General features: G+C 39.9%; 24 protein-coding genes. 6 read left to right on the top strand and 18 right to left on the bottom strand.

The window, feature by feature from the left end:
- Positions 1-132 precede the first annotated feature (132 nt).
- The 7 genes from FD20_RS05075 to FD20_RS05045 form a co-directional block, all read right to left on the bottom strand.
- Positions 133-1,533 carry an FAD-dependent oxidoreductase gene (locus FD20_RS05075; protein ID WP_010579430.1) on the bottom strand — a complete coding sequence of 467 codons (1,401 nt, stop codon included), beginning with the start codon at positions 1,531-1,533 and terminating at the stop codon, positions 133-135.
- A gap of 23 nt (positions 1,534-1,556) precedes the next feature.
- Entirely contained in the window at positions 1,557-1,886 is a 330-nt protein-coding gene (gene arsD, locus FD20_RS05070; RefSeq protein ID WP_010579431.1) for an arsenite efflux transporter metallochaperone ArsD, read from the bottom strand.
- Between the two features lie 187 nt (positions 1,887-2,073).
- A complete protein-coding gene (locus FD20_RS13995; RefSeq protein ID WP_010579432.1) occupies positions 2,074-2,208 on the bottom strand; it encodes a hypothetical protein in 135 nt (44 codons plus the stop codon).
- Between the two features lie 16 nt (positions 2,209-2,224).
- Positions 2,225-3,520, bottom strand: coding sequence for an arsenic transporter (locus tag FD20_RS05060; protein WP_010579433.1), 1,296 nt, complete (start codon positions 3,518-3,520; stop codon positions 2,225-2,227).
- A gap of 75 nt (positions 3,521-3,595) precedes the next feature.
- Positions 3,596-5,326: an arsenical pump-driving ATPase gene (gene arsA / locus FD20_RS05055; RefSeq protein ID WP_010579434.1), complete on the bottom strand. Its 1,731-nt coding sequence runs from the start codon at positions 5,324-5,326 to the stop codon at positions 3,596-3,598.
- Positions 5,327-5,406: 80 nt separating this feature from the next.
- Entirely contained in the window at positions 5,407-5,766 is a 360-nt protein-coding gene (gene arsD / locus FD20_RS05050) for an arsenite efflux transporter metallochaperone ArsD (protein ID WP_010579435.1), read from the bottom strand.
- Positions 5,753-6,112 carry an ArsR/SmtB family transcription factor gene (locus FD20_RS05045; protein WP_010579436.1) on the bottom strand — a complete coding sequence of 120 codons (360 nt, stop codon included), beginning with the start codon at positions 6,110-6,112 and terminating at the stop codon, positions 5,753-5,755. The genes arsD (FD20_RS05050) and FD20_RS05045 overlap by 14 nt, the downstream gene beginning before the upstream one ends.
- A 488-nt stretch (positions 6,113-6,600) precedes the next feature.
- Between FD20_RS05045 and FD20_RS05040 the strand changes: the two genes are divergently transcribed.
- Complete coding sequence (locus tag FD20_RS05040) at positions 6,601-6,849, top strand: DUF3173 domain-containing protein (protein ID WP_010579437.1); 249 nt, start codon at positions 6,601-6,603, stop codon at positions 6,847-6,849.
- Positions 6,849-8,084 carry a site-specific integrase gene (locus FD20_RS05035; protein WP_057736509.1) on the top strand — a complete coding sequence of 412 codons (1,236 nt, stop codon included), beginning with the start codon at positions 6,849-6,851 and terminating at the stop codon, positions 8,082-8,084. Before FD20_RS05040 ends, FD20_RS05035 begins: the two co-directional genes overlap by 1 nt.
- A 23-nt stretch (positions 8,085-8,107) precedes the next feature.
- Here FD20_RS05035 and guaA read toward each other — a convergent pair whose 3' ends face one another.
- The 3 genes from guaA to helD all read right to left on the bottom strand — a co-directional run bounded on the left by guaA (position 8,108) and on the right by helD (position 13,126).
- Complete coding sequence (guaA, locus tag FD20_RS05030; protein ID WP_057736508.1) at positions 8,108-9,664, bottom strand: glutamine-hydrolyzing GMP synthase; 1,557 nt, start codon at positions 9,662-9,664, stop codon at positions 8,108-8,110.
- 110 nt (positions 9,665-9,774) lie between these two features.
- Positions 9,775-10,695, bottom strand: coding sequence for a type I pantothenate kinase (gene coaA / locus FD20_RS05025; protein ID WP_057736507.1), 921 nt, complete (start codon positions 10,693-10,695; stop codon positions 9,775-9,777).
- A gap of 136 nt (positions 10,696-10,831) precedes the next feature.
- Positions 10,832-13,126, bottom strand: coding sequence for an RNA polymerase recycling motor HelD (helD, locus tag FD20_RS05020; RefSeq protein WP_083489047.1), 2,295 nt, complete (start codon positions 13,124-13,126; stop codon positions 10,832-10,834).
- Between the two features lie 171 nt (positions 13,127-13,297).
- Here helD and FD20_RS05015 point away from each other — a divergent pair, with 171 nt between their 5' ends.
- Positions 13,298-13,945 (top strand): VTT domain-containing protein, encoded by a 648-nt coding sequence (locus FD20_RS05015; protein ID WP_057736505.1) that lies wholly within the window; start codon positions 13,298-13,300, stop codon positions 13,943-13,945.
- Between the two features lie 363 nt (positions 13,946-14,308).
- Positions 14,309-14,980, top strand: coding sequence for a histidine phosphatase family protein (locus FD20_RS05010; RefSeq protein ID WP_057736504.1), 672 nt, complete (start codon positions 14,309-14,311; stop codon positions 14,978-14,980).
- Between the two features lie 121 nt (positions 14,981-15,101).
- Here FD20_RS05010 and FD20_RS05005 read toward each other — a convergent pair whose 3' ends face one another.
- The 5 genes from FD20_RS05005 to FD20_RS04985 all read right to left on the bottom strand — a co-directional run bounded on the left by FD20_RS05005 (position 15,102) and on the right by FD20_RS04985 (position 20,872).
- A complete protein-coding gene (locus FD20_RS05005; protein ID WP_057736503.1) occupies positions 15,102-16,061 on the bottom strand; it encodes an ABC transporter ATP-binding protein in 960 nt (319 codons plus the stop codon).
- Positions 16,062-16,086: 25 nt separating this feature from the next.
- Positions 16,087-17,130: an ABC transporter ATP-binding protein gene (locus FD20_RS05000; RefSeq protein ID WP_057736524.1), complete on the bottom strand. Its 1,044-nt coding sequence runs from the start codon at positions 17,128-17,130 to the stop codon at positions 16,087-16,089.
- A 9-nt stretch (positions 17,131-17,139) separates the two neighbouring features.
- A complete protein-coding gene (locus FD20_RS04995) occupies positions 17,140-18,165 on the bottom strand; it encodes an ABC transporter permease (protein WP_057736502.1) in 1,026 nt (341 codons plus the stop codon).
- A 4-nt stretch (positions 18,166-18,169) separates the two neighbouring features.
- Positions 18,170-19,099 (bottom strand): oligopeptide ABC transporter permease, encoded by a 930-nt coding sequence (gene opp3b / locus FD20_RS04990; protein ID WP_057736501.1) that lies wholly within the window; start codon positions 19,097-19,099, stop codon positions 18,170-18,172.
- Between the two features lie 150 nt (positions 19,100-19,249).
- Positions 19,250-20,872, bottom strand: a complete 1,623-nt coding sequence (locus tag FD20_RS04985; protein ID WP_057736500.1) for a peptide ABC transporter substrate-binding protein — start codon at positions 20,870-20,872, stop codon at positions 19,250-19,252.
- Positions 20,873-21,326: 454 nt separating this feature from the next.
- On the opposite strand from FD20_RS04985, the gene hflX reads away from it, so the two are divergent.
- Positions 21,327-22,577 (top strand): GTPase HflX, encoded by a 1,251-nt coding sequence (gene hflX / locus FD20_RS04980; protein WP_057736499.1) that lies wholly within the window; start codon positions 21,327-21,329, stop codon positions 22,575-22,577.
- A gap of 69 nt (positions 22,578-22,646) precedes the next feature.
- Positions 22,647-23,966, top strand: a complete 1,320-nt coding sequence (locus FD20_RS04975) for an APC family permease (RefSeq protein ID WP_057736498.1) — start codon at positions 22,647-22,649, stop codon at positions 23,964-23,966.
- Between the two features lie 117 nt (positions 23,967-24,083).
- Here FD20_RS04975 and FD20_RS04970 read toward each other — a convergent pair whose 3' ends face one another.
- From FD20_RS04970 to FD20_RS04960, 3 genes are read right to left on the bottom strand one after another with little or no spacing between them, the layout of a single operon-like run.
- Complete coding sequence (locus FD20_RS04970) at positions 24,084-24,737, bottom strand: amino acid ABC transporter permease (RefSeq protein WP_057736497.1); 654 nt, start codon at positions 24,735-24,737, stop codon at positions 24,084-24,086.
- Between the two features lie 18 nt (positions 24,738-24,755).
- On the bottom strand, positions 24,756-25,394 hold the full coding sequence (locus FD20_RS04965; RefSeq protein WP_057736496.1) for an amino acid ABC transporter permease: 639 nt from the start codon (positions 25,392-25,394) through the stop codon (positions 24,756-24,758).
- Positions 25,391-26,224, bottom strand: a complete 834-nt coding sequence (locus FD20_RS04960) for a transporter substrate-binding domain-containing protein (RefSeq protein ID WP_057736495.1) — start codon at positions 26,222-26,224, stop codon at positions 25,391-25,393. The genes FD20_RS04965 and FD20_RS04960 overlap by 4 nt, the downstream gene beginning before the upstream one ends.
- Position 26,225: the final 1 nt, after the last annotated feature.

Below are 26,225 nucleotides of genomic sequence, written 5' to 3'. Positions count from 1 at the left end.
GAACCATATTTTACACTTAATATTAGTAATTGAAACTCCATCACAAAAATAACTAGGTTATAAAACGCCAACATCCAGTTGACGCTTAAAATATAAGCTTCAACTGGATGTTGGAATATTTTAAATAAATAATTAATATTTCAAACTTTGTTGCTCCCAATTCTGAGTCGCAATCTGTACTGCATCCCAAGGTGAGCCAACTGGTGGTGAATAGGATAAATCTAAATCACTAATTTCCGCCACCGTCATATTATTAAAAATTGCCACTGCAAAAATATCACAACGTTTGGCAACTTCACTACCGTAATAACCAATTACCTGTACGCCTAAAAGTCGGCCGGTATGTTGATCACCGGTAATCCTGATCTTAATCTTATGTGCACCCGGAAAATACGCTTTATGATCATCGACGTCGGTTGTTACAGTAAATGGCGCAAAATCTGCCTGTATGGCCTCCTTTGCTAATAATCCAGTCCGCGCAACTACTAGATCAAATACCTTTAGCACTTGAGTCCCAATGCTACCCTTAAAGGTACGTGGAACACCAGCAACATTGAACCCGGCAGTTCGCCCTTGTTTGTGTGCCGTTGTGCCCAGCGGTAAGTAAGCCTTCCCTAACAAATGATGTTTTGTTTCAACTAAATCACCGGCCGCCCATATATCTGGTAACGTAGTTTGCATATATTGATCAACCTTGACGGCACCAGCAATTCCAGTTTCGGAACCAGCTGCGACTAATAAATCAGTATTCGGCTGAACACCAACCACAACTAAAGCCAAATCAAAATCATAAGTATTTATCTTTTGATCCGCATTCACACCAACAACCTTCACCTTAGTTTCAGTTTCATTAATTTCTGAAACAGTTAAGTTAGTTGCAACCTGAACATCATTAGCAACTAATTTTTGATGAACGATTTGGCCTAAATCAGCATCGACCGTTGATAGTATCTCTGCGCCACGTTGAAAAATAGTCACGTTTAAATGACGTTTCTGCAACGCCTCCGCCATTTCAATCCCAATATAGCCGGAGCCTACGATAGCCACATTTTGCACACTGTTTGTAGTCAAATTCGTTTCAAGCGCAAAATAATCTGCCATCGTATGCAAAACACGAACTTTACTATTCTGCTGTTGTGTACGCGCTAAGTCTATCCCTGTAATACCAGATAATTTTGGCTTGGCTCCAGTGGCTACAACCAAATGATCATAATGATAAATTTGTAATTCACCCGCAAACGAATGCGCGATAACTTCATGTTGCTGCGGATCAATTTTCTTAGCAATCATATTCATTTGAAACTCAACGCCAGTCGACGTTAATTCTTGTAAATCCCGATGAGCTAATGAATGCCAATTGGGTACCTCCCCACTAACTGCATAGGGCAATCCACAAATTGATAAATTAGGGTACTCATCTGCCAATAATACTTGAACTCTTAGTTGCGGTTTAAGTTCTTTGGCCTTTAAGGCCGCTGAAATACCAGCGTCACTACCACCGATGATCAATAATTTTTCTGCATCACGTACCATTTAATTAATTCCTTTCACTCCGGTTAATGAACACGTGCCCGACTTAAATCTTGCTGTAGGTAGTCTGAGAACTCTTGAAAAGTTGGATAATCTTTTTGTTTAACGATTTTACCATTGACCATAGTAATTGGTAAAATTGCGACGCCATACTTTTCTAATAAGTCATGCACTTGTTGACTATGAACAAAGGCATCTGGGTTTTGTGCTAGATTTTTACGTGTGATTCTGTTTTTGCTGTCTGCGTTAACATGACGCTGAATTGCAGTCGTTTGAATAAGTTTCTTGTTAACACTTGGCCCACAAACACCAGTTGCGCAACACATTGCTGCTTCAAAAATCTCTATTTTGATCATCTTTTACCTCACCTATCAGGCGGTCAAAATGATCAAACTCTTTCTCCACTTGAGTATAGTCACGAAAATAACTAACCGCTAAATTATCTAGAATTAACTAATTGATTTGCAAAAAGGCCGTTTCCACCTGAGACAAGTTCTGTTGAATTACTAGTTCATGGCTATATTTTAATTCAAGCAGATTAATTTATTGATTGGCTTGAATCAGATACGCCGCAGAAATTGCTTCTATTTCTGCACTTACAACTTGCTTCACCAAAGTATCGATTATGTTTAGACTATTACCCAATGAATTCTGTTGCTCATATTTAGTTTGCATCATAATCAGCTATCCTTCCTTAACCAAAGATACTTAACGATAACCATAAACCACATAGTGTAATGAATAAAACTGGAATCGTGATCGTGATACCAATTTTAAAATAAGTGCCCCAAGCAATCTTAACGTCCTTTTGCGCTAGAACATGTAGCCAAACTAAAGTTGCTAATGAACCGATTGGCGTAATTTTTGGTCCTAGATCAGAACCAATAATATTAGCATAAACTAAGGTTTGGTGCATTAAGCCAGAGACATTCGCCCCTTTGATCGATAAAGCATTGATCATCACAGTTGGCATGTTATTCATGGCCGACGACAAGAACGCAGCCATATAGCCCATGCCCATGGTGGCGACAAAACGCCCACCAGTTGCCATTTTAGCAATGATTCCCGCAAGCAATGCCGTTAAGCCAACGTTTTGTAGGCCATAAACCACCACGTACATTCCAATTGAGAAGAAAACAATATTCCACGGTGCACCTTTAATAACGGCCTTGGTATTGACGTGATGACTTAGCTGACCGACTAGCAAAAAGATCAAGGCAATCGTCAAAGCAATAATCGAAACTGGAATATTTAGGAAGCTACTGCTAAAGTAACCAATCAATAACGCTGCCAGCACGACCCAAGAAAATTTAAATAATCGTTGATCCTTGATCGCCGATTTTGGTTCAGCAACTTGGCTGGCATCATAGTGTTTAGGTAACGCCTTACGAAAATATAAGTACAAAATACCGATGCTAGCAACTAATGAAAAAAGATCCGGTAGCCACATCCGTAGCGCATACTCCGAAAATGTGATACCAAAGAAATCAGCTGATACAATATTGACTAGATTACTGACAACTAACGGTAGTGATGTTGCATCAGCGATGAAGCCACTAGCAATGATAAATGGGAAAACCCGCTTTTCATCGAAATGTAACGCACGGACCATTGCCAAGACGATCGGCGTTAAAATCAACGCTGCACCATCGTTAGCAAATAAGGCGGCGACAATTGCACCTAAAACGGCGATCAGAATGAACATGCGCACGCCATTACCTTTAGCTAGCCGCGCCATATGTAAGGCAGCCCACTCGAAAAAACCAATCTCATCCAAAATTAGTGAGATCAAAATAATTGCGACGAAAGATAAAGTCGCGTTCCAAACGATTCCGGTGACAGTGCCAACATCTTTAAACGTGACCACCCGGAATAATAGTGCTAGAACGGCACCACCAATCGCAGTCCAGCCAATTGATAGTCCCTTAGGTTGCCAAATAACAAATAATAATGTCAGTAAAAATATAAAAACGGCGAAAAAGACTTGCATGGTTCCTCCCAACTACCAAAATCAGGGTATTGCTACCCTGATTAATTGATACCTTTATTTCAAATTTTAATAACGCTAAATCGTTAATAACGCCTGCTCAAAATCTGGTTGCCATTGTTCAACTGCAAAATGACCATTGGAAATCTGCTTAACCTTTTCGATCCATTCAACTTCATTTTGCGCCCGGGCCTGCAAACAAGGATGCGTTGTTTCCGTTGCCAGCATACTTTGATTGACCAACCACCAGGTGTGCGCAATTTGGGCCCGATCTAGATCATCATTCAAGCGCATCGACTCATAAACTGGCGTTGTTTCCGGTAAAGTCACCATTACAATTTCAGTCTGCGCTGGATCTTGTAGCCGCGGTAACAGATCAACGATTGCTTGAGGCACATCACCGGCAGTGCGTTTGACTTCTTTGGCATAGCTTTGAGTCGAATCCAGTAGCAGTAGCGTATGGCCGGTTGGCGCCGTATCGATGACTACAACATCACTATCATTTTGGGCGACAATGTTAGCAAAAGCGCGGAAAACGGCAATTTCTTGCGTACATGGTGAGCGTAGATCCTCAGCCACATAGTCAACATCGGCCGATTTCATGGTTTGACGCGCCGTCGTCAGCACTTCATTTTGATAGTCCTTAAGTACCTGCTGTTCATCAATATGACTGATGGTGATTGCAGGATCATCTGTGTTAAAGAAATCAAGATGATCAGCCGGATCAGTGGTGGCTAAATGAACGGTTTTATGCTGGGCCACCAGCTTTTTAGTGATCTGCACGGCCACCGTAGTTTTACCTACGCCGCCTTTACCCATGGTGAAAATAATTTTTTTGTTAGTCTTAATTAAATCAGCAACAATGGTATCTAAATTAGGATAGTGATTGGTAATTGCCGGATAAGTTGCTAAACTTGGTTGTTCCGGTTGTAAAACTAATCTCAACTTATCTAGGCCAGTAACATTGTACGCTCGTAACGGTACTTCTGCTTGGGGCAACGCCTGTAATGTTGCTGGCATCTGTTGCAAATCAGTCTGCTGCTGCTCAAAAATAGCATGGGAAGCACGATCAGTCGGTGTTTTCAACGTTCCATTAATAATTAATTGTTGATTTTGCATGCCAATATCAGCTAATTCTTGGGCTGCCCGCGCCGCTTCCAGTAATGATGCTTTTTGGGGACGCGTGACTAACATTAAGGTGGTCAATTCGCCATTACTTAAAGTAGCCACAGCCTTGGCGTAAATTGCTTTTTTGTCGCCCATCCCGGCTAGTTGGCCTAAGCATGAAGCCCCACGATCATTTTCCGCCAAGTAATTATTCCAAGCTGAGGGCAATTGCAGCATACGCAACGCATGACCAGTCGGCGCTGTATCAAAAATAATATAATCAAAGCGCTGATCGACAGCGGGATCAGTTAAAAATTTAGCGAATTCATTAAACGATGCGATCTCGACCGTACATGAACCAGACAACTGTTCCTCCATATTTTTGACTGCTGCATCCGGTAACACGCCGCGGTAAGGACCAACGACGCTTTCCCGATATTCACCGGCAGCAGTCACCGGATCAAAGTTAGCGGCAAATAGACCGGGCACACCGGTGATTGCCTTGGGTTTATTGGTCAAATCAGTATCAAATACATCCTGTAAATTACTAGCTGGATCAGTGGAGACCAGCATCACTTGCTGACCGCTATCAGCTAGATTGATGGCGGTGGCACTAGCCGTTGTGGTCTTACCGACGCCCCCTTTACCAGTGAAAAATAAATAATGAGTTAAATTAGCATTTTGTGGTTGATATTCGCGCATATATATTCTCCTAACATAGATAATCATCTATATATAATTTAAAAGAAACGGCTGTGCCATTTCTTGCTTCAACCAAAAAATTAGCAGCAGCCACTTCCACCACAACAGCCGCTTGATTGATCAGCCGGCACGAAAACTAAACCAGTATATTCCGATAACTCATCAATTGTTGGGTAAGCGCCGGTTTTAACAATTTTGCCGTCGACAACAGTGATCGGCAATGTTGCATCGGCATCATCCTTGATTGCAGCTAGAATATCGGCCCGCTGACTAAAGACATCTGGATTATTGCTAAGATTATACCGGTCGGCTTCAACGCTGGAAACACCTTGTAACGCGTCAAACGCTGAAGTGATCATTAATAGATCTTCATTGACCGCTGGCCCACAAACCCCGGTAGAACAGCACATCGCTGGTTCAAATAATTCAACTTTTTTCATTAGTGATAACAACCTTTCTGGAATGACTTGTCTGCTGATCTATGCAATCGTCACCATGACAAACGCATTCTTCATTGCTGGCTAAAAGTAGTTCAGTCCCTTGCCTAAATTTAGCCGTAAATTCAGCCTGCAATGTATAATGCTGCCACTTACCCTCTTTACGTGCCGTGACGATCCCAGCATTTTGTAAAACTTTCATGTGGTGCGATAACGTTGGTTGTGAAAAATCAAAATGTTCTAAAATATCACAGGCACAAAGCGAACCGCAGGAAAGTAAATCAATGATTTTGAGACGATTAGGGTCAGCCATTGCTTTTAGCATTAGCACATAATTTTGATAATCCATTGACGTTCTCCCCTCACAAATATAGACACGTATCTATATCTACAATATAGACCTATATCTATGTAAACGTCAAGCATTATTTCAGCTAATCTTTTTTCGATTAGTTTGCTTTTTGGGTTTCATTTTCTATTTTTATCTGTATGTATATAGTGAGCAGGCAATAACACCTGTGAGTCCTTTGAAAACTGAATATTGCTACCCTGACTTTCTGACTTTACTTGAACTGTTGATCTGCGGACGCCATGACCAGAAGTGCGAGCGCCTCCCACACTTTGATTACGATTTTTAACTGATGATCGTACAAGTTAAGTCAATAATGATACTTCCGCGAGGCTCCCACGTAAGCAGGAGAGGTGAAATTCCTATGTCCGTTAGTGACGGAACTGGGTAGCAAGTTTTCCGACACAATTGAGCTGCACTTATTCCCCAATCCTGTTAATATGGAAGCTAAGATATACGGTCTAGCTTCCAGCGAAAGGAGGCTAATTATGGTTCACGTTGTCACTATGACTAAACATGAACTTGTGGCTTTAGGATATGGACCTTGGGCTTCTAAAGACATTATCAGACGTGCAAAGCTGTTAATGGTCCAGAAAGGCTGTCCATATTACGAGTCACCAAAGCTAGGCCGCGTTCCAGTAACTGCGGTTGAAGAAGTATTAGGTCTTACGCTCAATGCGCGAACTCTTTCAGAGTTAGCTAAAATCGGTGCATCTGCGTCAGAGGAGCAATCATAATGACAAAGACAACCGAAGTAATAAAAAAAGCAAAAGACGGCACCTATTATTTCCGTGCCAACATTGGTGTGGATGAACGAACTGGTAAACGTGTCCAAAAACGCCGTAGCGGATTTAAAACAATGCGTGAAGCAAAGACTGCTTATCGTGATTTAATGGCGAATGGGGTTAAAGAAGGTTCAACAGATCAGATTACCTTTGGTGACTTCTGCCAGCAATTCTTTATTCCTTGGTATGAAGGTCATGTCAAAAAGGCTACTTTTGACAGTCGCGTTAGCGTCTTTCGAAAGCAATTCAAAGGATTTAACAAGTATTTCATTAACAAAATTACGCCGGTGGACATACAGAAATGGCAAATCATGATGAAGAGTCAAGTAAGTAATTCATACACCCGCCTAGTTCAATGCTTGTTATCTTTGGTTTTTGATCGTGCAATTGTACTAGGATTCTGTGAAGAGAATCCAACAAAAATTGTTGGCAATTTAAAGAAGGAAAAGAAGAAAGTCGATTTCTGGACTAAAGCCGAGTTTGAGAAAGTTATTTCCTTAATGGATCTTAATGACTACTATCAGCGTTTCAATTTCACCACAATTTGGCTTCTATTTATGACCGGTGCCCGCATCGGTGAAGCAACCGCTCTTCAGTGGGAAGACGTTGATTTTAAAGCCGGTACGATACGGATCAACAAAACACTTTATTATTTAAATGCGTTTAACTATGAATTTACTTCACCCAAAACTCGCGCCAGTGTTCGGACAGTTCCGTTAGACAAAAAGACACTTGAATATCTCTCCGAGTGGAAAGAGATTCAAGCGTCTGAAGTTAAAACAGATTTTGTGCTTTCATACAATGGTGTGCCAACTACTCGCGGATCACTGTCTCAAGTAATCAACGTCTATTCTAAGGCCGCGAATGTTCATCGAATTCGTGTCCACGCGCTTCGACATTCTCATGCTTCCTTGTTAATTAGTATTGGGGAAAACCCATTAATTATTAAGGAACGTTTGGGACATGAAGACATTCAAACAACTTTAGGAACTTATGGACATCTATATCCAAATAGTAACTTTGAGACAGCACAACACCTTAATGGTCTAGTTGATTTCACTCCGGCGGATCATTCAGTCGTTGTCCCCACTCGTAATCAGTTTACGGGCAAGAAACACATTACTGGTGCCATTTCGGTGCCAGCAACGGGAAATACAGAAGAAAAGAGTCAAGAAACGCCGGTATAACGGTATTTATATCTTAGCTTCTACTATTCCCACTCAATCGTTGCTGGTGGCTTGGACGTAATATCGTACACTACGCGGTTGACGTGTGCAACTTCGTTAACGATACGGACAGAGATTTCTTGGAGAACATCCCATGGGATCTTAGCGAAGTCAGCTGTCATACCATCGATTGAAGTCACGGCACGGATTCCGACCGTGTAATCGTATGTGCGGCCATCACCCATTACACCAACACTTCTGATACCAGGTAAGACGGTGAAGTATTGCCAGATCTCGCGTTCGAGTCCATGGTTAGCAACTTCTTCACGTAAAATCAAGTCGCTGTCGCGCACGATCTGTAATTTTTCTTCAGTGATTTCACCAATGACACGAATCCCTAAACCAGGACCAGGGAACGGTTGACGCCATACTAATTCAGATGGCATCCCCAGCTTTTCACCCAATTCGCGGACTTCATCTTTGAACAAAGTGTTCAAAGGTTCGATCAGCTGGAATTGAATATCTTCTGGCAGTCCACCAACATTATGATGCGACTTGATCGTCTGTGCCGTATCTGTTCCGGATTCGATCACATCAGTATACAGCGTTCCTTGAGCTAGATAATCGATTCCATCTAATTTGGCAGCTTCATCATCAAACACGCGGATAAATTCATTACCGATAATTTTACGTTTCTTTTCTGGATCAGAAACACCGGCGAGCTTTTTCATAAAGCGTTCTTTTGAGTTGACCTGAATAATATTCAAGCCAAACTTGCCCTTTAGACTTTCCATAACTTGTTCAACTTCGCCCTTACGTAAAAGGCCATGGTCAACAAAGATACTCGTCAATTGCGGACCGATTGCTTTATGCAGCAGCACCCCGACAACAGATGAATCAACTCCGCCGGAAAGTCCCAGCAGAACCTTCTTATCACCGACAGTTTCACGGATCTTGGCGATCTGCATATCAATGAAGTCATCCATTGACCAATTATCGCGTGCTTCACAGACATCGAATGCAAAATGACGCAAAATCTCATTGCCGTATTCAGTATTACGGACCTCGGTATGGAATTGCAAACCGTAAAATTTCTTGTCATCATTGGCCATTGCAGAAATCGGACAATTCTCGCTCGTTGCTGTTGCTTTAAAGCCATCTGGGACTTGTGTAACTAAGTCTCCGTGACTCATCCAGACTGTTTGTTTTTGAGGAAGACTTTGGAAAAGAACAGCCTTGTCGTCTGTAACTTCAATGACGGCTTTGCCGTATTCCTTGTTAGTTGCATCTTCAACTTTACCTCCTGGTAATTCAGTTGCCATCAGCTGCATTCCATAACAAATTCCTAAAATCGGTATTCCAAGTTTAAAAATTTCTGGATCAACATGAAAGGCTTTGCCATCATAGACACTGTTAGGACCACCGGAAAAAATAATACCCTTGGGTGCCATTTTCTTTATCTCAGCCGCCGTTATTTTATGTGATAATAATTCTGAATAAACACCAAATTCACGAATTCGGCGTGTAATTAATTGATTATACTGACTCCCAAAGTCAAGAACGATGATCTTATCAAAAGCCTGCATGTCAATATTTGTCAAGATATTCACCTCATCTTATTTTTACTACTACATTCTCCCACTTATTTTACAGATAGTTAAGAGACTGGTCAAATCAAATTATGGAAACCACGTACATTTATGACAGCTTTTTAATACTTCCGTAGAAATAGTTCGTTTACTAGATGATTTTTAGTCTTATGAACAATCAAATCTGCGCGATTTCTGGTTGGTACAATATATTCATGCAGATTAGGCCGATTAATCGAACGCCAGACTCGCTTAGCCATTCTGAAAGCTGAAGAACGATCCCCTATAGCATACGGATAGTAATAATTTGTTGGATCTTGAAAGGCCGTATCCAGCAGCATTCCAAAACGTTCTAGATACCATTTTTGAATCAAGCTCTCCTGAGCATCAACATAGATCGAGAAGTCAAAGAAATCACTGACGTACAATTGCTGATTGCTTGGCAGTTGCAAAACATTGATTCCTTCAACAATTAAAATATCAGGATTGTCCACAACTTCATACTCCCCTGGTATAATGTCGTAGACCTTATGGGAATAGACCGGTGCCTTGGCAGGAAGACCATTTTTGACATCATTCGTAAAAAGCAGTAGGCGCCGCATATCATATGACTCAGGGAACCCTTTCCTCTTCATTAACCGACGCCTCTTCAATTCTTTATTCGGGAAGAGAAAACCATCTGTTGTTATCAGCTGTACTTTTTTATCCGGATAAATCTCGCTCAGCATTGTCTGCAGCAAACGGGCAATTGTACTTTTACCGACAGCGACACTCCCAGCAATACCTAATATAAAAGGTACCTTATGCGGTTCGATCCCCAGAAAAGCGGCCTGTTTATTCAAAAGATCTTGCCGCGACTCAAGGTGCAGTCCCAAGAGATGAACTAAAGGAACGTATACATCTTGAACGTCTTGCAATGAAATACGATCATTTACAGATTTAATCCGGACCAATTCAGCTGCACTCAAAGGAGAGATATGGTCCTGATAAAATTCCCGCCATTCCTCACGCGGAATCTTATAATAATTCATTTGATTATACATTGGCGACTCCTATATCTACTTAAAATAATTATGCTGATTATACCATTTTTTGACTGCAATTCTATAGTACTAATTGACATCATTTTAAAATAACTCAAGTCGCTGCGCGTGAATCACCATCTAAAATCCAGCTCTACTATTTCAGTTCATAGTACTTAGCCGGTACACGTTCGAATAACGGTGATAGTTCACCATAAGCATAAATGCTCAAGCGATGCATTGCCCGCGAACAAATCGTGTAGACCAGCTGACGTTCGCTCTCAAGTACATAATTATTTTTATTTGCATTCCACATGATAACAGCATCAAATTCAAGGCCTTTGGCTAAAAATGCAGGTACAATGATCGTTCCTGCGGCCAAACGCTGATTTTCCGTCTTAATAAGAGTTACTTTAACTTCTTTGGCGCGCAAAGCCTTCGTCAACTCTTCACATTCCCTTAATGTTTTGCAAATAATTGCTGTTGTCATCTGATCTGCGTTATTTTGTTTGATCTGTAAAACCACATCATCTGTCAATGCATTCAATGTTGCATCAATCATAATCCGTGGCAATTCACCCTCGCGTTCAAATGATTCGACCGCAGCTCCATCAATAAGAATTTGTTTAGTAAAATCAGTGATCTGTTGGGTAGAACGATAGGATTTGGTCAGCTGAACAACTTTGGTTTTATCTTTAGGAAACATCACACTTACGTCGTCTAATAAATTGTAACTGTTTGTTTTCGTGAAAATTGCCTGATTTAAATCTCCGAGAACAGTAAATCTGGCCCGTGGAAAGTTTTCTTTCAAGAAAGCCAGCTGGTACGGCGTATAATCTTGGATCTCATCAATAAAAACATGACGCATTTCAACATTGCCGCGCTTGCCGGTAATCCGATCATACAAATGCAGATATGGTGTAACATCCGCAAGCTGCATCTGTTTTGACTTCAGCCTATCAATCACATCCGCAATACTATCCCTCCACTGCTCCGCTGAAATTCCTAGTTTGGGTAACTCGATCAATTCAGGCACATTTTTAAGTAAATGGATGTACTGTGCATTGATATTTAAAAAACGATTATGAATAATATCAGCATGGATCTTCTTATATTGTTCCATGACAAAACGGCGCGCAAGAAAACGCAGTTCTTTATCGCCGTTTTCAAAATCGCGTGGATGATCTCCGTACAATTCTGTCAACTGTTGCGGACTCGCTTCTTGAATAGCCTTTTCAACCCATTCTGTCCGTGATTCGCTTTCAACTCTGCGATTGAGCATTTTCAACAACCGTTCTTTGGTAGCACTTAGCCGATTGCGTAAATGATAATTTTCGTTGAAACTATAATATATCTGACTAATTTTATTTCGGTCAAAGAAAGGTTTTCCGCGAAACATGACATTTTTAAAACGCATGCTTTTCTTTTCAAGATAACGTGTATAGGCTGTCGTTGCCTCAAAAAAATGCAGACTATTCTTTAAACTAAGGATCTTTTGTTGAGCTTCTGTCCGTTTTGCTTCAAATCTTTCTTGCAGTGTTTCGACACTAACACGTGGAAGCCGACGCTGCGCATATTGATAATAGGTCATCTGAACCATATTATGTTCACCTAATTCCGGTAAAACTTGATCGATATAATCGTTAAACAGCTGATTAGGCGAAAATAAGATAACTTGACTAGATGTCAGTTTGCCTCGGTAACGGTACAATAAATAAGCCACCCGCTGCAAAACAGCAGACGTTTTACCCGAACCGGCAGCCCCTTGAACAAAGAGAAGTTCAGCATTTGTCTCACGAATAATTTGGTTTTGTTCTTTTTGAATAGTTGTTACGATACTCTTCATCTTAGTATCGGATGATTCATCCAGCACATCGAGCAGCATCTGGTCCCCTACTGCTTCATCTGTGTCAAAGACCGTCTTGATTTTTCCATCTTCAACTAGAAACTGCCTCTTTAAAGTCACATTCACATGCTGTGGGCCATCCGGAGTCTGATAAGTGATGTCACCTATCCCACCGTCATAGTAAATACTTGAAATCGGAGCCCGCCAGTCATAAATCAAGAAATTATCCGGTTTATCTGCAAAAGAACCTAAACCAATATAGATTGATTCTGCCCTTTTTTCCCCTTTTTCATGAAAGTCAATCCTTGCAAAATATGGTGTCGCCTCTAATTTTTTTAATATATCTAACCTTTTTGTCGCATGCTGCCAACTATTTTCACGTTCCTGCAGCATTTGCTGCTGCTGCCGCACCGTAGCGGCTGTTTCAAAAATTCCCGAATAAGACTCTGTTTTCAGTCGTAAATTATTTGAAAAATCATTTTTAATGGCGTGGGTATCATTTTCAGCATTCTTAATTTCTTCATGATGCTTTTGCTCTGCTATTTTTATCTTATTTATAACTTCATCCATTCGCTGCTGTTCTTGTTCCTTAATCGTCACATTAATCCCCCCGCTCACATAATTACTGGTCATACAATTCTATCATTTTTACTTAACTGCTACAATTAAAGCCTATTCAAAGTTTTTTAAAAATAGCTTAACTACCGGATATATTACTGGCAATTTGTCCTTAAACCCGGTAGAATTCAGTTAAATACATGTAAAGGAAGTGGTGCCTTGATTAATCAAGCTTTGTTTTTTCTCTCGCACTTTCATCTGTATTTGGCACCGCTGGTCGAGACACTTGGCGGCTGGGTATATTTCGCCTTATTCGCCCTTGTTTTTATGGAAACTGGGCTTGTAGTCTTTGCCTTTCTGCCAGGCGAGTCACTGATCTTTTTCACAAGTACTTTAGCGGCCATCACCGGTTCAACACTCGATATTCGAATATTGATTCCTGTATTCTTCTTCGCCGCTCTGATTGGCGATACTGTCAATTACGAAATTGGACGCAATCTGCATAGGCTGTCCCTTTTTAGACGTCTAATACCTGAAGAAAAACTTGAAAAAACACAGCGTTTCTTCGAAAAGCACGGTGGAAAAGCCGTTATTTTTGGACGATTTATTCCATTAATCAGAACTTTTATTCCATTGATCTCTGGCAGTGCCAGAATGGATTATAAACGTTTTTCAATTTACAACATGCTTGGTGTCCTGTTGTGGGTGACATTCGGATCTTCTCTAGGTTACTTTTTCGGCCAGATCAGTTATGTCCAGGAACACTTCTCATTGATTTTTATAGCTCTAGCAGCTTTAACAGCTGTCCCGGGATTGTTCGTACTTCTTTATCGCTTTATGAAAAAGGGCACGTCTCCTGGTTACTAATTTAAATTTTATCTAAGCGGGGAACTAAGTCAAAAGTTATATTTCGACTTGGTTCCTCGCTTTGGTGTATACATGCAATTTCGTGTTGCAGTAGTCATACTTTTCTTTTTATTAAGGATTGCGCACATAAATATACTTATTTAATACTCAAAATCCAATGACTATTACCACACTTCTTGTATACCGAAAATTTGCACATTTACCACCTGCTCTTTTAAATCAAAGTTTATATCTGTCTCCTGTAATTTTTTGTTTATTTCAGTCATTTATAGACAAATTTATTTCAGTCAAAGCTCATTTCAATGTATACTTGTTGTTGTAGCGTTAATTATTTCGTAACTAAACTTTCTAGGAGGCAAATTGATGTCGTTTACTATTTATTTCGTACGTCACGGACAAACCTTTTTAAATCATTATCGCCGGATGCAAGGCTGGTGCGACTCTCCTTTAACACCTAAGGGGATTGAAGACGGTCATCGTGCAGGGCGCCATCTTGCACACATCAATTTTTCCAATGTTTACCATAGCGATACAACCAGGGCTAAACGAACCTGCGGCTATATTATCGATGAAAATGTTGCATCTGCAGAATTACCGCAGCCTAAAATTCTGCGCAATTTCCGTGAACAGAGTTATGGTTATTTCGAAGGCAACGACTCTAGTCAGACATGGTTGATGGTGGGAGCTATTCACGGTTGCGAGACTTTTGAAGAGCTGATCACTAAGTATTCAATTGAAAAATCACGTGACTTCATGAAAGAAACGGATCCATTCCATGATGCGGAAAATGATGCTGAATATTGGACACGTATCAACGCTGGTTTTGATTACCTACGCACCAAACAAAAAAGCAATGACAAAGTTCTTCTTGTCAGCCATGGGACAACGATTAGGAGTATCGTCCATCGTTTCGCGCCTAATATCGATATTGTTTCAGAAGGCCCAGCAAACGGTTCTGTTACAAAGATGACTGTTGACAAGAATAACGTCAAAGTAGAATATTACAATCACTATCTCGATGAACAAACTTATTAGAATGTTTTTTTGAGTTATTTGATCAGTTATTTGCTTCAGTCAAAAAAGGCTTCGCATATTCATTTTCATGAATATGCGAAGCCTTTTTTCTAGCCAATCTGCAACTATCTAAAATTATGAACTAAGCCTTCTGCTTATATGCCTCTGCTTTTTTACGATAACCTGCAACTTCATCTTCTGTGCAGCGGACAAAATGCCCTGGAACAATCTCACGCAATTTACGCGGATTATCAGGATGATCTTGTTCGATCGAAGCATCATAAGGAATCTGTTTGCGATTCCGCTCATACTCCGGATCTGGTACAGGAACAGCAGAAATCAAGCTTGCAGTGTAATCATGCAACGGATGAGCATAAACTTCATCAGCCGTTCCGACTTCAAGCAGTTTTCCATAGTGCATAACACCGATTCGATCAGAAATGTACTTGACCATTGACAAATCATGGGCAATAAAGAGATAGGTCAACCCGTGTTCACGTTGCAGATCTTTCAACAAATTAACAACCTGTGCTTGAATTGACACATCCAAAGCTGAGATCGGTTCATCAGCAATAATGAACTTAGGTTTGACTGCTAACGCACGTGCAATTCCGATTCTTTGACGTTGTCCGCCTGAAAATTCATGCGGGTAACGGCTCGAGTGATCACGGTTGAGTCCAACAGTTTCTAGCAAATCTTCAACCATTTTACTGCGCTCTGCATCATCCTTGGCAAGGTGGTGAATATCGATTCCTTCAGCAACAATATCCTTGATCTTCATACGCGGGTTCAATGAAGCATATGGATCTTGGAAAATCATCTGCATTTCTCTTCTGAAACTCAAGAAATCTGCTTTAGTTTTCAACTTGCTGATATCTTTGCCTTCAAATAAGATACTTCCGTCAGTCGGTTCATACAAATGGATAATACTTCTTCCTGTAGTTGTCTTCCCCGAACCTGACTCGCCAACAAGACCAAAAGTTTCGCCCTCATAGACATCAAAGGTAACATCGTCAACTGCCTTGACCTCATCAGGTTTTCCCACATTGAAGTATTGCTTCAGATGTTTTACTTCCAAAATTTTTTTTCGTTTTTCTGACATGCGGTCTTCTTCCTTCCTCAGTCTCTCAAATTGCTTTATGAGCCATTATGTCTTTAAACGTCTGTCTGCGACGAACGATTTCATCTGGAGGCGTAACTTTGGGTGCGTCCGGATGCAACAGCCATGTTGCAGCATAATGTGTCTCTGAGACCTTGAAGAATGGCGGCCTCTGTTCAGCATCAATTTTCATTGCGTATGGATTACGTGCTACAAAAGGATCACCCTTAGGCGGATCCAGCAAATCAGGAGGTGTTCCAGGAATTGCTTCAAGCTTCGTACTTGATAAGGTTGGCATTGAATTCAATAAGCCCCATGTGTAAGGATGTTGCGGATTAAAGAAGATTTCATCGACAGTCCCATATTCCACAATCTGGCCTGCATACATCACGGCAACTCGATCTGCCATTCCGGCAACGACTCCAAGGTCATGCGTGATGAAAATAATCGAAGTTTCGATCTTTTCCTGTAATTCCTTCATCAGCTCCAGAATTTGAGCCTGAATCGTAACATCCAGTGCAGTTGTCGGTTCATCAGCAATCAATATTTCTGGATAGCAGACGAGTGCAATCGCAATAACAATTCGTTGCCTTTGTCCACCAGAAAACTGATGAGGATAATTTTTGATTCGTTCTTCAGCATCTGTGATGCCAACAAGCTTCATCAATTCAAGTGCTTGCGACCATGCCTTTTTCTTATCCACATGTTTATGCTTGATCAGCGGTTCAGCAATCTGCTGTCCAATACGCATTGTTGGATCAAGAGAGGTCATTGGATCCTGAAAAATCATCGCGATATCTTTCCCGCGAATGTTTTGCATTTCTTTTTCTGACTTCTTCAAAATATCTTGATCATGAAACATAATCGAACCACCAGTTACTTCAGCATTGTTAGCAAGTAGCCCCATCAGACTTTTGGTTGTTACTGACTTGCCCGAACCGGACTCACCAACAATCGCCAAAGTCTCTCCTTTATCCAAATGGAAGCTGACATCACGAATTGCTTTTACAGCTCCAGCATAAGTGTGAAAATCAATTTTTAAGTTTTTTACGTCTAAAATTCTTTCAGCCATTGTTCCCATCTACCTCCTAGTCTTTGGATCAAATGCATCGCGTAATCCATCACCGAGCAGGTTAAAAGCAATCATTAAGATACACAACACGATTGCAGGATACCACATTTGATACGGTAAGAATTGGAAGTTCTTTTGTCCATCATTCAGCAGCACGCCTAACGAAGTCTGTGGTGAACTAATACCGATCCCAATAAAACTCAAGAACGCTTCGAAGAAGATCGCAGTCGGGATAGTATACATCGTCTGAATTATAATGATACTTGAAAGATTAGGAACTAGGTGTTTCCAAGCAATCTTCCATGGAGTCTCCCCCAATGTTCTGGCAGCTAAAACATACTCTTGCGATTTCAACTGCAAGGTCTCGGCTCGAATCATCCTAGCCATCGTTGTCCAACTTGAAATTGCAATCGCGGCAATAATCGAAGTCATCCCAGGTTTCAAAACAACCAGCATCAACACAACAATAACTAGACTTGGGATAGATGAGATAACCTCAATAATCCGTTGCATAATATTATCAACTCGACCACCGCGCCAGCCAGAGGTGATTCCGTACGCGACACCCAATGTCAAATCAAAGAATGTTGCGACTAAAGCAACAATCAGCGAAATCTTCGTGCCATAAATAATTCGTTGTGCTAATGAATGCCCTAGATAATCTGTTCCTAAAACAAAATACTTATTACTTGGAACATTATTTTGTTTATACTCATCAACCCATTCACCTGAAACTTTCAACTTTCCATTAAATCCATTGATTGGAACCCCAGGAATTTTAGCTGGTAAATTAGCATATTGAGGAGCAGATTTCACCAAGGAATCATGATTGATAAAAGGTGTTGAGCCGAATGCTACGACCATCATCAAAATGATAACGAACAAAGATATAAGCGCACCCTTATTCATCTTCAAACGGCGCCATGCATCTTGAACGAAGGTTAATGATGGAGCAGCAATTTTTTCGTTATCCAATTCTTCGGCCTTGGGTAAAGCCTCAAAGCTTTCTGGACTTAACTTTATTTTTTCTTCCATTTGTTTAATCCCCACTTCCACTTAGTCGAATCCGCGGATCAATTATTCCGTAAATGATATCCGTTATTAAAATAACAGCAACTAATCCTGCAGAAAACAGCATCGTGACACCCATGATCGTTGGATAATCATTGGTCAGGATCGATTTAACAAATTGTTCCCCGATTCCGGGAATCGAGAAGATATTTTCAATAACCATCGAACCTGTCATAAGGGCAACCGTATACGGTCCGATCAAAGTTACTAGCGGTATCAAACTGTTACGCAAAGCATGATGGTAAACAATTCCGTAACGGCTTAAGCCCTTGGCTTTAGCCAACTCAATATAGTCTGAGTTAAGCACATCAACCATCCCAGTTCGAATGAAACGTGCTGTTTCCGCGAGAGGACCGACACCAAGCGCAATTGTTGGCAAGACTGTATAGCTGAAGCCACCCCAATCAGCAATTGGGAACCAGCCAAGTTTCAGAGCAATATAGAATTGCAGCAGAACAGCTAAAACAAAGTTAGGAACTGACTTTCCGATGATCGATAATATCGTACATAATGTATCGACCCATGTATTTCTGTGCACCGCAGCGACTGCCCCAATGATTATTCCTAAAACAACTCCGAAAATCATTGCTTGAAATCCTAACTGCGCTGAAGCACCGATTCGACTAGCAATCAAATACGAAACCGGCTGGTTACTGAACTGGAATGACACTCCAAAATCACCATGGAGCATTCCACCTAGGTAGATCAAGTACTGCAACCACATAGGCTTATTTAAGCCATATTGTTCGTTCATGATTTGAATTTGTTGAGCTGTCATTTTCTGTTGATTTGAGTAGGGCGTCCCTGGCATCAATTTCATTAAGAAAAAGGTAATTGTTGCAACCAAGAATAACGTCAATATCATATAGAAAACACGCTTAAGAAGATATTTACGCATATTAATTCCTCACATTCTAAAGACAAGATAGATTAACAAACCGCATTTAGCAGCTTCTTTTCATTATATACCGTCAAATAGCAATTGGGGGTTAACATTTGATGTTAATCCCCCAATCGATTTTTAAATTTCTAAAATAAACGAAGCTGCTTACTTAATATATGCATCCTTAAAGTTGTAATTTGCACCAGAAGAGTTGTAAATTACGCCCTTAACTTTAGATTTAACTAATGTCGCTTGTGCCTGTTGATAGATAGGAGAAATTCCTTGGTCTTGCATCAAGATCTTTTCAGCTTGAACTAAATCATTCCAACGTTTTGTCGCATTTCCGGCATCAGTTGTCTTAGAAGCCTCAATCAACTTGTCGTATTCAGCATTCTTCCATTTACCATTATTGTAAGAGTTATCTGAAGTGAACAAGTCTAAGAAACTAATTGGATCAGCAAAATCTGCCCCCCAAGCTGAAACAACTACATCGAAATTGCCTTTTTCTGAACGATCTAAACGTGTCTTGAACGGTACATTAGTAACAGAAACCTTTGCACCTGGCAAACTCTCTTCAATTTGACTTTGTAAGAATGGAGTTGTTTTATTTCCGGCATCTGTATCATCACTTAATATGCTAAAGCTCAATTCTTTAACGCCTAATTCCTTCAAGCCCTCATTCCAAAGCTTCTTAGCCTTAGCTGTATCTGTGGCAGTTGCGTCTTTAACGGCTGCTTCATCAGCAAAGTCCTTGCCATTATGCTTGGACAGCCCAGATGCCACTAAGCCCTTAGCAACAGTTGATCCGTCGCCTAACACTTTGTTAACATATTGTTTACGGTCAATAACCAATGAGATTGCTTGACGAATTTTCTTATTCTGAAATTCTTTCTTAGTTTGGTTATATTCAAGGTAGAAAGTCGATGAACCACGACGTGTAACTAACTCTTTAGAATTGCTCATCTGTTTTGCTTGTTCGGCATTCAAATATGTCATATCAAGCTTACCAGATTGATACAAGTTGTAAGCTGTTGTATTGCTCTTGTTGACTTTGTAATTAATAGCTGACAGCTTAACGTTCTTCTTGTCCCAATAATCGTTATTTTTCTTCAATGTCCAGCTCAAGTTAGTTCCTGTCCATTTAGTTAATTCGTATGGTCCATTATATACCATATATTTCGAAGCTGTGCCGTACTTGCTGCCGTACTTCTCAACAGCTTTTTGACTTTGCGGATAGAAACTTGGGAAGCCCATTAATAACTTGAAGTATGGGAGTTTTTTATCTAAAGTAACAACTAATTTATAATTGCCTTCTGCTTTAACGCCTAAAGTTGAAGCATCCTTTTTCCCAGCTGTGATATCATCAGCATTTTGAATACCACTGAAAAGATATGCGTATTGTGAACCAGTTGATGGTTTAACTGTCCGCTGCCATGAATAAACAAAATCTTTAGCTGTAACTTTGTCCCCGTTGCTCCATTTAGCATTCTTACGCAAGGTAAATGTATACTTCATGCCATTGTTAGAGACAGTTGTTTTAGTCGCAATTCCTGGTTCAATCTTACTGTCCTTACCTAAGCGATACAAACCCTCGTTTGTATTGTTCAATGTATCAAAACTGACACGGTCAGTTGCCTTAGAAAGATCTATTGTAGGCAACTCTGCATTCTCATCCCAATTTAAAACTTGCTTGGACGAACTACTTGCACTTTTAGAACCGCAGGCTGCCAAAAAGACCGCCGACAGCACTGCAACTGCTCCAAGCTTAGCGAATTTATTCAATTTCATCGCAAAACTACTCCTTTTTTTGTTTCTAAAGAAACATTATTTATTACAGTGGTTAAATTTTATATGAAATTTAAATTAAATACAAGCAAAAATTCTTATATTCATGATAACAAAAGACATTCTTTCAAAATTATATGTCATATATTCTGCCATAACTTATTTTTGTTAACATTTTTGCTGTTTTATTTACTTTTTCAAAGCAAAAAGCGTTATTTTTTTCCAATCATAAAAACAATGGCCTTGATAAAAATAATAAGTTTTTACAGTTTTTTTGCCTAGTTTTTATTATTTTTAATATCAAAAAAAGACAAGCCACCACTCAAATTACTATTTCTAAATTATTAAATGGTTAAAAAATTATTTAATATTCTGCCGAAATCTCATGCATATCTTATTCAGCGACTACCTTGATTAAATGTTATAATAATCAAATAACAAAGGAGGGGATTTCCTCATGATCCCAGTTATTATTGCCGGAATTGAAAATCAGCAAGCCAATTTTGACTATTTAATGGAAGAATTAGCAGAATTGGCTTATGCAAATGGCATGCAAGTTGTTGCGGATGTCAGACAAAAGCTGCAAAAGCCTGTCGCTGCAACTTATTTAGGAAAGGGGAAAATTCAGGAATTATATCGCATCGGTCAGGAAAAAGAAGCTGCTGTTTTGCTTCTAAATGATGAACTTTCACCCACACAAATTCGTAATCTAGAAAAAGAAACTTCTCTGGATGTACTCGACCGGACAGAATTGATTCTTGAAATTTTTTCATCACGTGCACGAACAAAAGAAGCACAGCTTCAAGTAGAAATTGCACGTCTTAAATACAAATTGCCTCGTCTAAGAACCTCTTCACATGAAAAACTAGATCAGCAAAGTTCAGGTGGTTCGCTTGCCAACCGTGGTGCAGGTGAAACAAAACTTGAAATAAACCGCCGTACAATTCAAAAAAGAATTGCACAACTAAGCCGCGAATTAAAAAACATTGATAAAGAACAAGAAATAAAAAGCAGCACTCGCAGAGAATCTGGTCTCCCAAGTGTTGCTCTAGTTGGCTACACTAACTCTGGTAAGTCAACAACAATGAATGGACTGCTTCGTTTTTTAAACAGCCCTGACGGCAAAGAAGTAATGGCTAAAGATATGCTTTTTGCTACACTCGATACTTCTGTACGTAAATTACGTTTTAAAGATAATCGCGAATTTTTGTTAAGCGATACAGTCGGCTTTGTCAGCAAGTTGCCGCACAATCTAGTTAAAGCTTTTCAATCAACCTTGTCAGAAGTTAAAAATGCAGATCTTCTGCTTCACGTTGTTGATATTTCTGATGAACACTCCGCTGAGATGATTAAAATCACGACTGAAACATTGAAGCAGTTAGGCGTTGAAAATACACCTATGATCTATGCCTTTAATAAAGCAGATAAAACCAGCGGAAATTATCCCGTTATCGAAGGTCTGCAATTGACTTATAGTGCACGTGATGAAAAATCAATAAGCGCTCTTGCGAACTTAATGAAACAGGTTCTCTTTAAAAATTACAAAACACATAGTTACTTCATCCCTTTTGATCAGGGACGCTATCTAGAAAAAATCAATAAGCTTGCACTCGTAACTGAAACGAATTATACAGAAAAAGGAACCGTGATAACTGCCGAAGTGTCACCTACGCAGGAAGAATACTTTTCACGCTTTCTAACTGAATAATAAACCGTTGATTGCAGTAGTTTTTACTTCACAACAAAAATATCCACAATTGACAAAGAAGGAAAAAAAATGAAACAACAAGTACAACTCAAGCGTTCGTTGGGTCTGTGGTCGTCGCTTGCCTTGGTTATTGGAACAGTCATCGGTTCTGGAATTTTCTTCAAACAAGCATCTGTCTTGGACTATTCTCATTCAACAACAATGGCCCTACTGGCATGGTTGTTTGGTGGTCTTTTAACCTTAGCATCAGGTTTGACAATTGCTGAAATTGGGGCACAAATGCCGCATACTGGTGGTCTTTATTTCTATATGGAAAAAATTTACGGTAAAATATGGGGCTTTCTCTCCGGATGGATGCAGATTATTGTCTATGGTCCGGCCATGATAGCAGCTTTAGGTTCATATCTCGCTATCTTGTTGGTTGCCTTCTTTGATCTGCCTAATTCTTGGGAGCATCCGTTAGCTATTTTTTCAGTAGCTCTTATAACCGTTTTTAATTTATTATCTAATCGCTATGGTGCTGCTCTTCAGATTCTGACAACTATCGGTAAATTTATACCGATCATTGCAATTATCATCTTTGGCCTTTTCTTTGGAGACCACAATGCCCTGGGAAATGTAGTTTCGCAATCAGCAAACAGTCCCGCTGGTAACTTTGGAGTTGCTGTCTTAGCGACACTTTTTGCATATGATGGTTGGATTTTGCTCGCTAACATGGGCGGTGAGATCAAGAATCCCCAAAAACTGCTCCCACTGGCAATAATCTGGGGCCTTGTAATCGTCTTACTTGCCTATATTTTAGTAACTTGGAGTATTTTCAGTGTTTTAACAGCTGATCAAATCCACCAATTTGGTGAAGATGCAGCGCCTCAGTTTGCTTCAATTGCATTTGGTAATTTAGGCGGCAAATTACTTAACATCGGCATAATCATTTCAATTGCTGGATGTCTAAATGGTAAAATTATGTCTTTTCCGCGTATTATGTACGCGATGGCAAAAAATAATGATCTGCCTTTCTCCAAACAATTAGCTTATGTGAACACCAAAACGCACAGTCCAATGATTTCGACACTTGTTATTTTTGGAATTGCTGTTTTAATGATTTTGAACGTTAATGCCGATCGCTTAACCGAACTATGTATTTTTACCGTTTATTGTTTTTACGTTGTTGCATTTTTTGGACTTTTCAAATTACGACTCATTCGTCCGCAGCTCCCTCGTCCATTTTCAGTTCCGCTCTATCCATGGATTCCTTTGATTGCCATCGGAGGAGCTGTCTTTGTTCTAATCAGTGAGGTTATTAGTGATACCCAAGGCGTTCTTGCGTCGCTGATAATCGTTATTGTCGGTATTCCAATTTACTTCTATAAAAACAGATCTAAACGGTAATATGTGTTGTATCATAATATAATTATTATTTAAGAAGACAAAAACACTGTCCTCAGATGCGCTTATACGTGCATCTGAGTACAGTATTTTTTATATCATTATCATTTATTTTACTTGTTAGCTCGTTCTTCTTTCAAGACCAGATGCAACAAGCGACAATGCATAACAGACTACAAAGTACATCACTGCCAGAGCAATAAACATTGGAATCATGTAACGTGTATTCTGTCCATAAATAATCTGGGCTCGATACAACAGTTCAGGTAAAACAATGATAGTTGCTAAAGATGTATCTTTTATCAAAGAGATAAATTGACTCACCAGCGGCGGAATCATTTTTTTCATTGCTTGTGGTAAAACAATGACGCGCAGTCCTTGCCAGTAAGTCATTCCGACTGAGCGTGCGCCTTCCATCTGCCCCGTATCAACCGCTTGGATACCACTACGAACGATTTCAGCAATCATTGCTGATTCAAAAACAGTCATTGCCGCAATCGCTGCAGATAAAGGTTCCATTTTAATTCCGATTTTTGGAAGACCAAAATAAGTAAAGAAGAGCAGCAATAGCAGTGGCAGATTTCTAATTAAGTCGATAATAACTCCTACTATCGCGGACAAGAAAGGAAAACGAACATATCGAATTATACCAAGAATCGACCCGCAAATGAAACTTAAAACAATTGAAATGACTGAGACTTCGATCGTTACCCACAAACCTTCTAACAAATACCGCAAATTAATCCATGAGTAAGCTTCAGCTAAATTTGACATTTAATTCACCCTCCTTCTCTAGGCTAACTTCTTCTCTAAATACCGCATGTAATAACTTAATGGCAATGTAATGATCAAGTACAAAATTCCAACGACAATATACGTATTAAACGTATCAAAAGTTGTCGAAGCAATTGCATCGCCTTGATACATTAAATCAAACCCTGCCACAAATGCCAGTACAGAAGAATTCTTGACCAAATTTATGAATTGGTTTCCTAAAGGCGGAATAACATATCTAAATGCCTGTGGAAGAATAATATGCCACATAGCTTGCATAAAGGTCATTCCGTTAGCACGTGCTCCCTCCATTTGTCCATCGTCAACTGCTTGGATCCCTGCACGTACAGTTTCGGCAATAAAGGCAGATGTATACAACGTCAAACCAATCGTCCCAGCTGTGAAGCCATCCAAAGTAACAAAAAATTGCGGAACAACAACGTAGAAAAACATTCCAATTACCAGTAAAGGTATGTTACGGAAAACTTCAATATAGACACGACCGACAATATGCAATACTTTGTATGGTAAAACTTCAAAAATTGCAAATGCCGACCCAATTACCAAACTAAAGAATAGTGCGATTACACTGCAAAGCAGTGTATTTCCAAAACCAAGCAGCAATTCCTGCCAATGTTGCATAAAGACATTTATCATTGTTGGCTCGCCTCCTTCAAATCAAATCCTGCGACATTTCCAAACCATTTCTGCAGCAGTCTTTGATAAGTGCCATCTTTTCTCATATCAGCGAGTGCCTTATCAATCTTATTTTTCAGCTGCGTTTGATTCTTATCAACCGCAATTCCGTATGGTTCATTAGTAAATGTTCCACCAACAACGTGATAAGCCGGGTTTTCTGATGCGACCCCGAACAAAATACCATTATCAGTTGTCATTGCATCTCCTTGACCTGACTTAAGAGCTGTAAAGGCTTGTGCATAGTCCTCTAATTCTAAAACCTTAGCTTTTGGAGCATATTTTTTAACATTAACAGCCGAAGTAGATCCTTTAACGGCTAAAACGGTCATCCCGTCTTTATTTAAATCACGAACATTTTTAATACTGCTGCCTCTTTTTACCAGCAATGACTGACCAGCCGCGAAGTAAACATTCGAAAAATCAACGATCTTTTCCCGATCCGGTGTAATTGTCATTGTGGCGATGATAGCATCAATATTTCCGTTCTTGAGCAAAGGGATACGCGTCTTGCTAGTAACCTGAACGAATTTTGCATGCCCTTTTTTACCTAGGACCCGCTTAGTTATTTCCTTGCCCATATCAATATCAAAACCTTTGATCGTTCCTGATTTGATATCCATCAGTCCGAATAAACGAGTATCAGCTTTAACACCCCATGTCAGAGTATTACTTGCTTGACTTCTTTTCAGTGCATTTTGTTGAGTACTCTTCTCATTTGAACAAGCACCAAGCGACAGGGTCAACAAAAGCATCCCAAGCAAAATCAGGATTGGTTTTAGTTTTCTCATT

The organism is Liquorilactobacillus uvarum DSM 19971 (assembly GCF_001434935.1).
In the GTDB taxonomy this organism is placed as follows: domain Bacteria; phylum Bacillota; class Bacilli; order Lactobacillales; family Lactobacillaceae; genus Liquorilactobacillus; species Liquorilactobacillus uvarum.
Note: the sequence above shows the minus strand (reverse complement) of the source record. Positions and strands in the feature narration are given on the sequence as shown.